Source organism: Streptomyces sp. NPDC032472 (assembly GCF_040636955.1).
Classification (GTDB): domain Bacteria; phylum Actinomycetota; class Actinomycetes; order Streptomycetales; family Streptomycetaceae; genus Streptomyces.
Window position 1 is genome coordinate 41,137 of the sequence record NZ_JBEZVK010000028.1, and the last position, 13,847, is coordinate 54,983.

The 13,847-nt window shown below is 73.3% G+C and carries 14 protein-coding genes; 5 read left to right on the top strand and 9 right to left on the bottom strand.

The window, feature by feature from the left end:
• The first annotated feature begins 93 nt into the window (after window positions 1-93).
• Window positions 94-1,038: an oligopeptide/dipeptide ABC transporter ATP-binding protein gene (locus tag AB0F11_RS20455; RefSeq protein ID WP_362175609.1), complete on the top strand. Its 945-nt coding sequence runs from the start codon at window positions 94-96 to the stop codon at window positions 1,036-1,038.
• 110 nt (window positions 1,039-1,148) lie between these two features.
• On the opposite strand, the gene AB0F11_RS20460 is transcribed toward AB0F11_RS20455, so the two are convergent.
• A complete protein-coding gene (locus AB0F11_RS20460) occupies window positions 1,149-3,251 on the bottom strand; it encodes a prolyl oligopeptidase family serine peptidase (protein WP_362175492.1) in 2,103 nt (700 codons plus the stop codon).
• 118 nt (window positions 3,252-3,369) lie between these two features.
• On the opposite strand from AB0F11_RS20460, the gene AB0F11_RS20465 reads away from it, so the two are divergent.
• Window positions 3,370-4,923: an MFS transporter gene (locus AB0F11_RS20465; RefSeq protein WP_362175612.1), complete on the top strand. Its 1,554-nt coding sequence runs from the start codon at window positions 3,370-3,372 to the stop codon at window positions 4,921-4,923.
• A gap of 44 nt (window positions 4,924-4,967) precedes the next feature.
• The gene (locus tag AB0F11_RS20470; RefSeq protein WP_362175495.1) at window positions 4,968-5,381 is read left to right on the top strand and encodes a hypothetical protein; all 414 of its coding nucleotides are present in this window, start codon (window positions 4,968-4,970) and stop codon (window positions 5,379-5,381) included.
• A gap of 13 nt (window positions 5,382-5,394) precedes the next feature.
• Here AB0F11_RS20470 and AB0F11_RS20475 read toward each other — a convergent pair whose 3' ends face one another.
• The 4 genes from AB0F11_RS20475 to AB0F11_RS20490 all read right to left on the bottom strand — a co-directional run bounded on the left by AB0F11_RS20475 (window position 5,395) and on the right by AB0F11_RS20490 (window position 8,879).
• Window positions 5,395-6,114, bottom strand: a complete 720-nt coding sequence (locus AB0F11_RS20475; RefSeq protein ID WP_362175498.1) for a DUF1963 domain-containing protein — start codon at window positions 6,112-6,114, stop codon at window positions 5,395-5,397.
• Window positions 6,115-6,187: 73 nt separating this feature from the next.
• A complete protein-coding gene (locus tag AB0F11_RS20480; RefSeq protein WP_362175501.1) occupies window positions 6,188-7,618 on the bottom strand; it encodes a cytochrome P450 in 1,431 nt (476 codons plus the stop codon).
• Between the two features lie 122 nt (window positions 7,619-7,740).
• Window positions 7,741-8,358: an excalibur calcium-binding domain-containing protein gene (locus tag AB0F11_RS20485; RefSeq protein ID WP_362175504.1), complete on the bottom strand. Its 618-nt coding sequence runs from the start codon at window positions 8,356-8,358 to the stop codon at window positions 7,741-7,743.
• 137 nt (window positions 8,359-8,495) lie between these two features.
• Entirely contained in the window at window positions 8,496-8,879 is a 384-nt protein-coding gene (locus AB0F11_RS20490; RefSeq protein ID WP_362175507.1) for a helix-turn-helix domain-containing protein, read from the bottom strand.
• A 60-nt stretch (window positions 8,880-8,939) separates the two neighbouring features.
• Here AB0F11_RS20490 and AB0F11_RS20495 point away from each other — a divergent pair, with 60 nt between their 5' ends.
• Entirely contained in the window at window positions 8,940-9,587 is a 648-nt protein-coding gene (locus AB0F11_RS20495; RefSeq protein WP_362175509.1) for an NAD(P)H-binding protein, read from the top strand.
• A gap of 28 nt (window positions 9,588-9,615) precedes the next feature.
• Here AB0F11_RS20495 and AB0F11_RS20500 read toward each other — a convergent pair whose 3' ends face one another.
• Both AB0F11_RS20500 and AB0F11_RS20505 read right to left on the bottom strand, forming a co-directional pair.
• Window positions 9,616-10,149, bottom strand: a complete 534-nt coding sequence (locus AB0F11_RS20500) for an NUDIX hydrolase (protein WP_362175512.1) — start codon at window positions 10,147-10,149, stop codon at window positions 9,616-9,618.
• Window positions 10,146-10,346: a ferredoxin gene (locus AB0F11_RS20505; RefSeq protein WP_362175515.1), complete on the bottom strand. Its 201-nt coding sequence runs from the start codon at window positions 10,344-10,346 to the stop codon at window positions 10,146-10,148. The genes AB0F11_RS20500 and AB0F11_RS20505 overlap by 4 nt, the downstream gene beginning before the upstream one ends.
• Window positions 10,347-10,557: 211 nt before the next feature.
• On the opposite strand from AB0F11_RS20505, the gene AB0F11_RS20510 reads away from it, so the two are divergent.
• Complete coding sequence (locus AB0F11_RS20510) at window positions 10,558-11,442, top strand: hypothetical protein (RefSeq protein ID WP_362175518.1); 885 nt, start codon at window positions 10,558-10,560, stop codon at window positions 11,440-11,442.
• A gap of 230 nt (window positions 11,443-11,672) precedes the next feature.
• On the opposite strand, the gene AB0F11_RS20515 is transcribed toward AB0F11_RS20510, so the two are convergent.
• Together AB0F11_RS20515 and AB0F11_RS20520 are read right to left on the bottom strand one after the other, a co-directional pair.
• Window positions 11,673-13,202, bottom strand: a complete 1,530-nt coding sequence (locus AB0F11_RS20515; RefSeq protein ID WP_362175521.1) for a UDP-N-acetylglucosamine 1-carboxyvinyltransferase — start codon at window positions 13,200-13,202, stop codon at window positions 11,673-11,675.
• A gap of 81 nt (window positions 13,203-13,283) precedes the next feature.
• Window positions 13,284-13,787 (bottom strand): MarR family transcriptional regulator, encoded by a 504-nt coding sequence (locus AB0F11_RS20520; RefSeq protein ID WP_362175524.1) that lies wholly within the window; start codon window positions 13,785-13,787, stop codon window positions 13,284-13,286.
• Window positions 13,788-13,847: the final 60 nt, after the last annotated feature.

Sequence of the window (13,847 nt, forward strand, 5' to 3'; positions counted from 1 at the left end):
CCCACCACCCCGACCCCCACCGCCGGCCCCACCCCGGCCGGCAGCGGCGACGGGACCGGAACCGCCCCGCTGCTCTCCGTACGCGACCTGGCCATGGCCTTCCCCGGCCGGCGGTCGGCGACCGGGCGCCGGGGGGCGCCCGTGCGCGCCGTCGACGGGGTCTCCTTCGACCTGGCCGCGGGCGAAACCCTCGGCCTGGTCGGCGAGTCGGGCTGCGGGAAGTCCACCACCGGCCGGATGATCGTCCGCCTGCTGGAGCCCACCTCGGGGAGCATCGCCTTCGAGGGCCGGGACATCACCCGGCTCCCGCAGAGCACCCTGCGCCCGCTGCGCCGGCACCTCCAGATGGTCTTCCAGGACCCGCACTCCTCGCTCAACCCCCGCCAGACGGTGGCCCGGATCATCTCCGACCCGCTGCTGGTGCAGGGCTGGTCGGCCGCCGACGCCCGGCGCCGGGCGGCCGAGCTGATGGACCTGGTCGGGCTGATCCCGGAGCACATCGACCGCTACCCGCACGAGTTCTCCGGCGGGCAGGCGCAGCGCATCGGGATCGCCCGCTCGCTGGCCACCAGCCCCCGGCTGATCGTCGCCGACGAGCCCGTCTCCGCCCTCGACGTCTCCGTCCAGGCCCAGATCGTCAACCTGATGGAGCGGCTGCGCGCCGAACTGGGCCTGGCGTACGTGTTCATCGCGCACGACCTGTCCGTGGTGAAGCGGGTCAGCGACCGGGTCGCCGTCATGTACCTCGGCCGGATCGTCGAGATCGGCGACAAGCGCGCCCTGTACGAGAGCCCCCAGCACCCCTACACGCGGGCGCTGCTGTCCGCCGTGCCGCTGCCGGACCCGGCGGCCGAGCGGCGGCGCGAGCGGATCGTGCTGCTCGGTGACCCGCCGAGCCCGGCCGCACCGCCCCCGGGGTGCACGTTCCATCCGCGCTGCCCGAAGGCGCAGGAGGTGTGCCGCACCGAGCGGCCGCTGCTGCGGATCACGCAGGGCGCCGCCTCACGCGAGGTGGCCTGCCACTTCCCGGGGGACTGACGGGGATCCCGGGAAACCGGAGGGCCCCCCGAGCCGACACGATCGGCTCGGGGGCCCTCCACTTGTCCGGACCGGGGCCCTTCACGTGTCCGAACCCGGTAGGTCAAGGGTCAGACGGCGCCCAGCTCCCGGCGGAAGAACTCCAGCTCCAGGGCCATCAGCTTCTCCTTCGTGCCGTTCGGGGTCATGTGGGTGACCCCGGGCAGCGCCAGCAGCTGGTGCGGGCGGCCCGCGTCCGTCAGCGCCTGCGACAGGCGCAGGGTGTGCGAGGGGTGGACGTTGTCGTCGGCCAGCCCGGTCACCAGCAGCAGCGGCCGGGTCAGCTTCGGGGCCTCGCGGACCAGCGACTCCTGCTCGTACACCTCGGGGTTCTCCGCGGGCAGGCCCAGGTAGCGCTCGGTGTACGCGGTGTCGTAGTGCCGGAAGTCGGTGGGCGCGGCCCCGGCGGCCGCCGCGTGGAAGACGTCCGGGCGGCGCAGCACCGCGAGCGCCGCCGTGTAGCCGCCGTACGACCAGCCGCGCACGCCGACCCGGCCGAGGTCGAGGTCGCCGTGGCGGGCGCCGAGCGCCTGGAGGGCCGCGACCTGGTCCTCGAGCGTGACCTCGGAGAACCGGCGGTACATGGCGTGGGTGAAGGCGGGGGAGACGTACGGGGTTCCGCGGTTGTCCACGGTCACCACCGCGAAGCCCTGGTCGGCCCACCACTGGCGGTGCTGCCAGCGGCGCGGCTCGGCGCTGACGTCCTGGAAGCCGGGGCCGCCGTAGCCGTCCACCAGCACGGGCAGCTTCCTGCTGCCGGGGACGTGCCCGCGGGGCAGCACCAGCGAGGTGGGGACGCCGTGCTCGGTGACGCGCTCCAGGACGGGGGCGACCCGGTACGGCAGCGGCTCGGACAGGTCGGCGGGGGTGAACTCGCGCCCGTCGGCGGTGCGCAGGGTCCGGCGTATGCCGTCCCGGCCGGCGGCGGTCAGCAGCAGCGTGCCGCCCGAGGCCAGGACCGCGTGCACGGTGGGCACCTCGGTGTCGTCGGCCAGGACGGTCAGCTCCCCGGTGTCGGGGTCCAGCAGCAGCACCTGCTGCTCGGCCGGGTCGCGCAGTCCGGCCTCGATCAGCAGCCGGCCCCGGTGGAGGCCGGCGACGCCGCGGACCTGGATGTCGTCACCGGTGAGCAGCTTGCCGTCCAGGGCGAGGGCGCGGGCGGCCCCGCCGGGCGTGTCGGCGGCGGTGAGCATCCGCCCGTCGGGGAGGCGGGCCGGGGTGCCGGGTACGAGCGGGTCGACCCACTGGGGGTGCGTGGTGCGCGACAGCTCCCGGGTGCGGCCGGTGGCCGGGTCGGCGCTGAGCAGCAGCACGTTCTGCTGGAGCCGGTCCTGCACGGTCAGCAGGATCTCCTCGGACGACTCCCAGCCCGCGTCGGAGACGTACGGGTACTGCCCGGCGTCCCAGTCGAGCCGCACGCGGTGCCCGCCCGGCCCGAGGACCCACAGCTGGACCTCGGCGTTGGGCCCGCCGGCCTCGGGGTAGGCGAAGTCCTCGGGCGGCAGCTCGGGGTGCGCGGGGTCGGCGAAGTGGCGGCGCTGGAGAGCGGATTCGGCGACCCGGGCGGCCAGCAGGGTGACCCCGTCCGGGGACCACCAGTGGCCGCGGGCGCGGCCCAGCTCCTCGGCGGCGGCGAACTCGGCGACGCCCCAGCGAGCCCCGTCGGCCGGGCTGATGCGGCCGCCGGGGGCGGTGTACAGGGCGTCGCCGCTGACGTAGGCGGTGCGGGAGCCGTCGGCGTTGGGGCGGGGGTCGAAGACGGGGCCGGCGGCGGGGATCTCCTGGGGCGGGGCGCCTCCGGCCGGGGCGCCTCCGGCCGCGGTGGGCTCGTACGACACCCTGAACAGCCGTCCGTACAGCGCGAAGACCGCGCTCCGCCCGTCGCCGGAGAGTGCGTACGAGCCGATCCCGGCGGCCACGAGCCGGATCCGCTCGCGCAGCCGGCGCTCGGCGGCCGGGAGCGGGCCGGGCTCGGGGGCCAGGGCGCGGGGGTCGGCGAGGCAGGTCTCGGTGCCGGTGGCGGTGTCCAGCACCCACAGCCCCTCGATGGGGTCGGTGGGGCCGGTGGAGCGGAGGAACCAGAGGAGCCGGCCGTCGTCACCGAAGGAGAACGCGCGCGGGGCGCCGTGAGTGAAGCGCGCCGTGGCGGCGGAGAGCCTGAGGAAATCGTCCATGATCCGAGTGTGTCATGTGACATGGCACAGTGTATATGTAGCGCACGCTAGCCCATTCGAGTGGTGCACCCCGGGGCCCAGGTTTAGCGTCGAAAAGGTGGACCCGAACCCCACGCCGATGACGGACGGTGCCGACGACAAGGCCCGTGACAGCGGCAACGGCAGCAACGGCAGCGGCAATGGCCACGTGCTCGCCCTGGTCGTCATCGCCTCGTGCCAGCTCATGGTCGTCCTCGACATCACCATCGTGAACATCGCGCTGCCGCACATCCAGACCGCGCTGGGCTTCTCGACCGAGAGCCTTTCCTGGGTCGTCAGCGCCTACACGCTCACCTTCGGCGGCCTGCTGCTCCTCGGCGGCCGCACCGGCGACATCCTCGGCCGCAAACGGGTCTTCGTCTTCGGCGTGCTGCTCTTCGGCCTGGCCTCCCTGCTCGGCGGACTCGCCCACACCGCCGGCCAGTTGATGGGGGCCCGCGCCCTGCAGGGCGTGGGCGCGGCCATTGCCTCCCCGACGGCGCTCGCCCTGATCACCACGACCTTCCGCGAGGGGCCGGCCCGCAACCGGGCCTTCGGCGTGTTCGCCGCCGTCTCCTCCGGCGGCGGCGCGATCGGCCTCCTCGCCGGCGGCATGCTCGTCGAATGGCTCAACTGGCGCTGGGTGCTGTTCGTCAACGTGCCCATCGCGGTGGTGATCGGCCTGCTCGCCACCAGGGTCCTGCACGAATCCGAGCGCCGCCCCGGCCACTTCGACCTCGCCGGCGCCCTGCTGTCCACCCTCGGCATGGTCTCGCTCGTCTACGGGTTCATCCGCGCGGCCCAGGACGGCTGGCGCGACCCGCTCACCCTCGGCTCCTTCGGCCTGGCCGTGGTCCTGCTGACCCTCTTCGTCGTCAACGAGCGCCGCTCCGTACAGCCGATCACCCCGCTGCACATGTTCGCCGACCGCAACCGGGCCGGCAGCTACGGCACCATGCTCTTCCTCGCCTGCGCGATCTTCGGCATGTTCTTCTTCCTGACCCTGTTCGTGCAGAACGTGCTGGACTTCAGCCCGCTGCGCGCCGGCCTGGCCTTCCTGCCGGTGAGCGCGGTCATCGCGGTCGGCGCGGGCATCACCTCCCAACTGCTGCCCAAGTTCGGGCCCAAACCCTTCATGGTCGGCGGCGCGCTGTGCTCGGCGGCCGGCCTGGCCTGGCTGACGCAGACCGACATCCACTCCACCTACCTCGGCAGCATCCTGGGCCCGATGCTCTTCTTCAGCCTCGGCATGGGCCTGCAGTTCGTGTCGCTGACGCTGATGGCGCTGTCCAACGTGCCCGAACGGGAGTCCGGCGCAGCCTCCGGACTGCTCAACACCACCCAGCAGGTGGGCGGCTCGCTGGGCCTGTCCATCCTCGTCACCGTCTTCGGCACGGCCAGCCGCAGCGAGGCCCGGAGCCAGGTCACGGCGTTCATGGCCTCCGCGAGCCCCGAGCAGCGGCTGTTCTTCCAGCGCACCGGGCGGCTCCCGGACCCGTGGGGCGACCAGGTGCTCACCGCGGGCGTGAGCTCGGCCTTCACCGTGGCGGCCCTGTTCGCCCTGACCGGCGCACTCATCGCCCTCTTCGCCATCCAGGTCCGCCCCTCCGACCTGGCCAGACTCCAGGGCCGCCACAGCCAGCCGGCGGCCTAGAAAACCGCGGGTGTGCGGGCACCCGCCTGCGTAGGCTCGGCAGCATGCCCCGCAATCCGAAGAAGCCCCGCCGCCTGGTCGCCGACGGGCGTACGTACCTGTGGTCGCTCCGCCACGGCCACAGCGAGCTGCCGGACGGCGGCCCGACGGCGAGGCAGTGCCGCCAGACCCTCACCCTGTCCCCGCAGCCGGCCGGCAGCGGCGGCCCGCTGCGCATCGTCTTTGTGGCGGGCCCGGGCCGGTACGTCCCGGGCGGGGCTCCGCTGGGCTCCGGTGACGTGGGGTACCTCCGGGGGCCGGACCTGAACCTGCACGAACCGGGCGCCGTACGGGCCCTGCTCGACGCGGCCCTGGCCGGCGGGTGGCAGCCGGAGGACCGGCGCCCGGTGGAGCTCGACGGCTGGCCCCTGCTGGAGGCGGCGGCCGCCGCGCGGGCCGGGGGCGCCGACCCGGCCTAGGCGTTGGTCGTCGTCAGCACTGCCACAGGAACGCGGCCTCGGCGCACGGCTCGCAGGCGAAGGCGTAGGCCCTGCCGCTCCCGAAGTTCATGACGGGGCCGGGATCGTGGCCTTCCTGGAGCTGGGCGACCAGGGGCATCGGGCGGGCGCAGGCGCGGCACGACGGGGTCTGGTCCCACTGGAGCCATGCGGGGGCGCCGCCGAGCTGCCCGAGCACATCGGAGGTCGGGCGGCCGGAGCGGGTGGCCCATGCCTCGCGGGCCCGGGCGTAGTCGGACTCGTCCTCGGGGGCGCGGGCGACGGCCCTGGTCCCGTCGAGCAGGAGGACGTTCTCCTCGTCGTCGTACTCGTACTGGTCCTCGTCCTCGTCCTCGTCCTCGTCGTCGTTTTCGTCGTCGCTCTGCTCCAGTTCGGGCAGCGGTATCGGCTCCAGGCCCTCGGCCGGGAAGACCAGGGCCCGGTTCCCGCCCGAGGCCGGGTCCCAGTCCGCGCACCCGCCCGGGTCGTTCTGGCAGGCGAACAGGGCGAGCACCGAGCCCGGCCGCCCGGCCTCACCGGCGCCGGCGGCGCCCTCCACCTCGTCGAGGAGGATCTGGGCGAGGAACTGCATCGGGCCCTCGCAGGCCGAGCAGTGGGGCCATGCCGTGCCCGCCGGAGCCAGCGGCACGCCGCCCACCCGCGTCACCGGCGCATCCGCCGCGGTCGGGCCGGAGTCGATCATCAAAGTCGTCACGGCCATGACACTAGATCACGGCTGTGACGGGCCGGTCGGGCCGGTCGGGCCGGTCATGACGGCCGCCCGGCCGCTACCCGGCCAGGCGGCGGATCCGGCAGCGCGTCGGGCCGTCGGTGCGCAGGGTGATGCCGACGCTGACCGGGACGTCCACGTCGACGGCCTCGAACTCGTACTCCCGCAGCAGCATCGCGAGTGCGATCACCGACTCCAGCATCGAGAAGTGCTGGCCGATGCAGGCGCGCGGGCCGCCGCCGAACGGGAACCACGCGTACCGCGGCCGGCCCGCCTCCGCCTCCGGAGCGAAGCGGTCCGGGTCGAAGCGGTCCGGGTCGGGCCAGTAGCGCGGGTGGCGGTGCGTCACCCACGGGGCCAGGATGACGTCGGCGCCGGCCGGGATGGTGACCCCTCCGACCTCGGTGGCGGCGACCGAGCTGCGGCCGATGACCGGAGCCGCCGGGAACAGCCGCATGGCCTCCTTCAGCACCTGCGTCAGATACGGCAGCCGCTCCATGTCGGCGGCCTCGGGCGTACGGTCCCCGAGCACGCGGGCGATCTCCTCCCGGGCCCGGGCCTGGTGCTCGGGGTGGCGGGCCAGCAGGTGCAGGGAGAAGGCGAGCGAGGTCGCGGTGGTCTCGTGCCCGGCGAGCAGGAAGATCAGTACCTGGTCGCGCAGCTCGGCGGCGTCGAAGGCGGCGTCCTCGGTGCTCGTGGCGGCGGACAGCAGGGTCAGCAGGTCCTCGCCGGCTGTGTCCGCCGTGCCGGCCGTTCCCCCTGCGCCGGCGGCGCGGCGCTCGGCGATGATCCGGTCGCACACCGCGTACAGCTCGTCCATCGCGGCGGCCGCCCGCTTGTTGCCCGGCGTGGGCCAGTTGCGCGGGATGTTGGCGGGGGAGTAGCCGCGGCGCAGCACGTACTCGGTGATGACCGGAAAACACCGGTCGACGACGTCGACGGTGGCGTCCACGTCGGTGCCGAACAGGATGCGGGCCACCGCGCGCAGCGCGAGGTGCATCATCTCGTCGGCGACGTCCACGGTGCCGCCGGGGGCCTGCTCCCAGGCGGCCAGGGTGGCCCCGGTCTCGGCGGCGACGGCGCCCGCGTACCCGTCCACCCGGCGCTTGGTGAACAGCGGCTGCACCAGCCGCCGCTGGCGCAGGTAGTCAGCGTCCTGGCTGGTCAGCAGGCCGTTGCCGAAGGACTCCCGGATCTCCTGGTAGAAGGAGTTGTCCTTGCGGAAGTTGGCCGATTCCGAGGCCAGGACCTGCTGCGCGCCCTCCGCGGAGAAGACGCAGTACAGCTCGGCGCGCAGCCCGGGCGGGCCGGCCGTGATCCGTACGACGTCGCCGTGCTGCTGCTGGGCGCGCAGGTAGGTGCCGAGCGAGTCCGACTTCAGGTCGAACAGGGAGCCCAGCAGCGGCAGTCCCGCGAGCGAGGGCGCCTCACGGCCCTCCGGGCCTGCGCCGCCGGCCGCCTGCGCATCCGTGTGTGCTCCCACTGCCATGGCCGCCCCCTCGACACCGTACCGACGGGCCGATTCTGCCTGCTCCGCGGGACCGGGGGCGAGGGCGGCCCGGCCATCAGGCTGAATACCGCCCCCAGGGGTTGCGTTGCCCCGACGCGGGGTCACTTGTCGCAGGCGATCCCGTCGTTGTCCCGGTCGAGGCTGCGGCTGTATCCGGGCTCGCCGCGCCGCATGGGGGCGGCCCCGGCGGCGCGGGCCTCGGCGCAGCTCTTGAAGCTGACGCTGCTGCTGCCGCCGCCGGTGGACCCGCCGCCGCTGCTGCCCGTGGACGACCCGCCGCCGCTGCTGCTGCCGTCGGTGGCGGGCGGGGAGGTCGCAGGCTTGGGCGGGGACGACACTGCGGGGCTCTTCGACGGCTGCAGCGCGGCGCCCGCCTTCGCCGGGCAGGCCGTACCCGGCGCGACCAGGGTGAGCTCGACGGCGGTGCTCGGCGGCAGCGGGCTCTGCGCGGCGGGGGTCTGGAAGCACACGGTCCACTGGGCGCGGTCGCCGGCCAGGGTGACGTCCGTATAGGCGCTGCGGGCCTCGACAGGGGTGGTGACCTGCTTCTTCACGGCGGCCTCGGCGTCGGTGAACTTCTGCCCGACCAGGTCCGGCATGACCGGCGGAGGGCTCGTGGCCGGTGTCGGCGCGGCGACGGCCGGCTTGTCCGCCTTGGCCGGTGCCGGATCATCGCACCCGCTCCCCAGCAGCACCACCGCCCCCACGACCGCTGCCACGGCAATCCCCCGACGGTGGAACATGCAGGCCCCCCAGATCACGCTGTCAAGATCGAGCTGTCGAGAACCGCCGCAGCGTACGCGCGCCCCCGCCCGACCGGTGACCCCGTTTCACGCCATCTTCCCGGCCCCGTCCCTCAGAGCCCGGCCGCCAGTCCTGACTCGCGGGCGTCGATGAGCTCGTCCCAGTGCTCGCGCGTCCATTCGCACGCCGCGTCCAGCGGGCCGAGCAGTCCCCGCCCGAGCGGGGTGAGCGCGTAGCCGCCGGCCTCCTCCCGTACGACGAAACCGTCCCGCTCCAGCAGACGCAGCGACTGGGTCAGCGACTTCGAGCTGATGCCTCGCAGCGGCACCTTCAGCTCCGAGAACCGCCGCGAGCCGTCCTCCAGGCAGCGCAGCACGGACGCGGCCCACTTGTCGCCGACACGGAACGGCACCAGCGGCGACGGGCAGACCGGGTCGAACAGATCGGGGTCGAGGGGCTGGGGCTGGGGCTGGGGCTTCGGCTTCGGCGTCGTCATGATCACCCACGTTAGGTCGGTATCCGATCGGTAACCAGCCCCTCTCCTAGGGTCGCCGACATGACACAGACACAGACGCAGCACGGAGCAGAACCGGCCCGCAAAGTCGTCGTGTTCGGCGCCTCCGGCCGCATCGGCCGGGCCGTGGTGGCCGAGGCGCGACGCCGCGGAATCGCCGTCACGGAGGCCGGCCGGGCCGACGGCTCGGTCACCGACCCGGCGGACGTGGCCCGCCTCGCCGCCGGCCATGACGCCGCCGTCGCCGCCGTGTACGACCCGTCCGCCCCGCCCGGCACGTACTTCCCCGCCGTCGCCCGCGCCCTCGCCGAGGGCCTGCCGGCGGCCGGGGTGGGGCGGCTGGTCTTGGTCGGACTGGCGTCCGTACTGCCCACGGCGACGGGGGAGCTGCTGATGGACACCCCCGGGTATCCGCAGGAGTGGCGGGAGTTCTACGTCGGCCACGGCGCCGGGACCGACGCGCTGCGGGCGGCCGCGCCGGCCGGGCTCGACTGGGCGGTGGTCAGCCCCGCCGGGGACTTCGACCACGGGGGAGTGCCGGTCGGCGGCTACGCCCCGGCCCCGGCCCGGGCGGACGCCCGGATCACCCCCGCCGACTTTGCCCGCGCGGTGGTCGACGAGGTCGAGGTCCCGACCCTGCACGGCAGGCACGCCGGAGTGACGGGAGCCGGTGCCGACGGGCCGCGGTAGGCACGGGAGGGGGTGGGAGGACAGCGGGTCAACCCCCGCTGTCCCCGCTGTCCCCGCTGTCCTCCCCCCAGTCCCAGGTGTCGAAGTACGCGGTCTGCCCGGTCCGGCGGGCCCGCAGGACCGCTTCGAGGCGCTCGAAGTCCCGGGCCGGCATCAGGGTGCGCCACTCCTCCGGCGCCAGCGCCCGTACCTCGTCGTGCTCGGCCGGGTTGAGGGTGATGGCCCTGATCCGGTCGGTGGTGAGCCGGCCCCCGTCGAAGACGAAGCCGACCGTGCTCAGCGGCCACTTCCTGCCCGGCAGGCCGAAGACCGTGGCCAGCAGCCGCGGGGGACCCCCGTACACGATGCCGGTCTCCTCCCGGCACTCGCGCAGGGCGGTCTCCCAGGGGCGCTCGCCCTCGTCCATGCAGCCGCCGGGCCACTGCCACGGGTGGCTGCGCGAGTACACCGCATGCAGCTGCACCGGGCGTTCGTGCTCGTCGGTGAAGAACAGGCAGGCGAAGGCGGAGGCCTTGGGCAGGGTCTCGGCGAACTGCTCCGGCGGCAGCCAGCCGGAGGTCACTCGCCCGGAAGGGTGATCGCCTGTACGGGACATGCGCGGGCGGCCTCCTTCAGCATCGGCTCGCCCGCACCGTCCTCGCGGCCGGGGATCACCATCCCGAACCCGTCGTCGTCGCTGGTGAACACGCCCGGCGCTCTCAGCGCGCACTGGCTGCTGCCGATGCAGACGTTGCTGTCGATGCTGATCCTGTCGACCATGGATCCTGCCCTTCGAGAGCCCCCGGTGCATGCGGTCGCATGCGCTGCTCATGATCGCGTGCGGGGGTGCCCGTACGGGCGAGCCGCCCCGATGTTCACCCCCACGGGCGAGGCGGGGCCGCATGCCGTGCAGCCTTTGCACCGGCGGACAATTGACGGGCGTCCCGGCCCCCGGGCCACCTACGATCGGCCACCTGGGGGGTGGTACGCCATGTGGCGCCGACGCAGGAAACACAGCACCGCACAGACCAGCGCCGAAGAAGGCGGTCCCAAGGAGCCGGCGCAGGAGGCGAAACCGGAAACGGAACCGGACGAGACCCCTCCCCCCGACCTGGTCAAGGCATGGGGCCGCATGGCGGACTGGCAGGCATGGCTGCGCCGTTCGCCCGAGGCGCTGACGGCGCAGATGTGGTGGGGCAACGCCGACGAGCTGCGCATCATGCTCGGCGAGGACGCGTACCGCGAACGGTTGGGCGAGGTCCTCTCCCGCCTGGCACCGCGCGACTTCGCGGCCCTGGGCCTCGGCTGCAACCGCCGTGTCGACCGCTCCTGCCGGGCGCCGGAGACCTGCTCCCTGGACCCCGTCCCGCCCGCGCCGGGCGAGGCGCGCCGGGAGCGACACGGGCCGGTGGCGGGTGCGTGCAGCAGCTTCGTGGACTGCTACACCTCGCTCGGGATGCGCGCGGACTTCACCGCCGACGACCGCCACCGGGCGGTGGCCGTGGAGGGCCGGTACTCAGGGGTGATGCTGTGGGTGGACGGGGTCCGGGTCGAGGCGCCGACGTTCCTGGACGAGACCGGGTACTGGGTGGACGACCGGTACTACGTGGTGGAGATGGTGGGCCCGGCCGACCACCCCCGCCAGGGCCACTCCGCGATGGGCATCCTGGCGGACGTCCTCTCCCTGGTCATCCACGACGTGACCACGCACACCACCCACGTCGTCGACCCGGAGCCGCACGAGTACTGGCCGGACCCGGTGGCCGACCGCCGGGACGGCACCTGGCACCTCTACCCGACCCGCGAGGCCTACGCCGCAAGCACCCCGGACCGCACCCTCACCACCCTGCCCCCACCACTCCCGCTCCGATCCTGAACCCCGTCCCCCTGCCGGAAGACGCTGGGGGCGGCATGCCCGCGCCGACGGCCACGGTCACCCCGTACGTGCATCCCAGGGCGCCGCAACGTCGGCCCCACTGCCGCGTGGCGCAGGTGCCGTACGGGCACCGACACGGCAGCGCCCACACCTACGAGACGGTGTGCGGCTCAAGGCCCCCGTCGCCGCCTGTGAGGGGGTGACGGGGGCCTCGGGCAGGTGGTCGGCTGCTAGATGTCGCGGAAGATCTCGATCTGGGCGCCCACCGAGTTGAGGCGTTCGGCGAGGTCTTCGTAGCCGCGGTTGATGACGTAGACGTTGCGCAGGACCGAGGTGCCTTCGGCGGCCATCATCGCCAGGAGGACGACCACCGCCGGGCGGAGGGCCGGGGGGCACATCATTTCCGCCGCGCGCCAACGGGTCGGGCCCTCGACCAGGACGCGGTGCGGGTCCAGGAGCTGGAGGCGGCCGCCGAGGCGGTTGAGGTCCGTGAGGTAGATGGCGCGGTTGTCGTAGACCCAGTCGTGGATCAGGGTCTTGCCCTGGGCCGTGGCCGCGATGGCCGCGAAGAACGGGACGTTGTCGATGTTCAGCCCGGGGAACGGCATCGGGTGGATCTTGTCGATCGGCGCCTCGAGCTTCGAGGGGCGGACCGTCAGGTCGACCAGCCGGGTACGGCCGTTGTCGGCGAAGTACTCCGGGGAGCGGTCGTGGTCGAGGCCCATCTCCTCCAGGACCGCGAGCTCGATCTCCATGAACTCGATCGGGACCCGGCGGATCGTCAGCTCCGACTCCGTGACCACCGCGGCCGCGAGCAGGCTCATCGCCTCGACCGGGTCCTCGGAGGGGGAGTAGTCCACGTCCACGTCGATGTTCGGGACGCCGTGGACCGTGAGGGTGGTGGTGCCGACGCCGTCGACCCGTACGCCGAGCGCCTCCAGGAAGAAGCACAGGTCCTGGACCATGTAGTTGGAGGAGGCGTTGCGGATGACGGTGACGCCGTTGTGCCGGGCCGCCGCGAGCAGGGCGTTCTCGGTGACCGTGTCCCCGCGCTCGGTCAGCACGATCGGGCGGTCCGGGCTGACGCCGGCCTCGACCTTGGCGTGGTAGATGCCCTCGGTCGCGGTGATGTCCAGGCCGAAGCGGCGCAGGGCGATCATGTGCGGCTCGATGGTGCGGGTGCCGAGGTCGCAGCCGCCCGCGTACGGCAGGCGGAACTGGTCCATCCGGTGCAGCAGCGGGCCCAGGAACATGATGATGCTCCGGGTCCGTACGGCCGCCTCCGCGTCGATGGCGTCCATGTCGAGGTCGGCCGGCGGGATCAGTTCGAGGTCGACGCCGTCGTTGATCCAGCGGGTGCGGACGCCGATGGAGTTCAGGACCTCCAGGAGGCGGTAGACCTCCTCGATGCGGGCGACCCGGCGCAGCACCGTGCGGCCCTTGTTGAGGAGGGAGCCGCAAAGCAGTGCGACGCAGGCGTTCTTGCTCGTCTTGACGTCGATGGCGCCGGACAGGCGGCGGCCACCGACGACGCGCAGGTGCATCGGGCCGGCGTAGCCCAGGGAGACGATCTCGCTGTCGAGCGCTTCACCGATTCGGGCGATCATCTCAAGGCTGATGTTCTGGTTGCCGCGCTCGATGCGGTTCACGGCGCTCTGGCTGGTGCCCAGGGCGTCCGCGAGCTGACTCTGCGTCCAGCCACGGTGTTGCCGGGCGTCACGGATGAGCTTGCCGATGCGTACGAGGTAGTCGTCTGCCATGGGGTGCACCGTATCTCAGATATGAGATGAGATCCGAAACGGGTGTGGCGGACGGGTGGTGGGGAGTGCGGGTTGTGGGCCTTATGGGGCGTCAGGGGTGGTTTGGGGCATTGGTGTCGCGATTGGTGTCGCCGTGGCTGCGTGGTGGTCCACGATGCGGCCGAGGAGGTGGATGAGCTGGGCGCGCTCTGATGCGGACAAAGGGGACAGAAGCTCCTCCTGTGCCGTGTCGAGGAGTTGCTCCAGCCGGCGCAGCCGGCCCCGGCCGGCCGCGGTGAGGGAGACCGTGTTGCGCCTGCGGTCGGCGGGGTCGGGGGCCCGCTCCACCAGTCCGCGCTCGGCGAGTTCGTTGATGACGGCGACCAGGTCGCTGCGGTGGATGCCGGTGCGGCTGCTCAGGCCGGCCTGACTGGCGGGGCCGTGCGCATCCAGCGCCACCAGGGTCGCGTAGTGCCAGGTCCGGGCGTCGACGGCGGTCAGCTGCTCGGCCACCAGGCGCTGGGCGTGGGTGGCGGCCTGCGCCAGCAGGCGGCTGGGCAGCTCGCGCAGGCGCGCCGGAACGGTCTCGTGCTCCTCGGTGCTCATGCGGGGATGCTACCGACCCTTGTGTTGGTGCGACTAACGATGTAATTTCGTTCGTGTCGC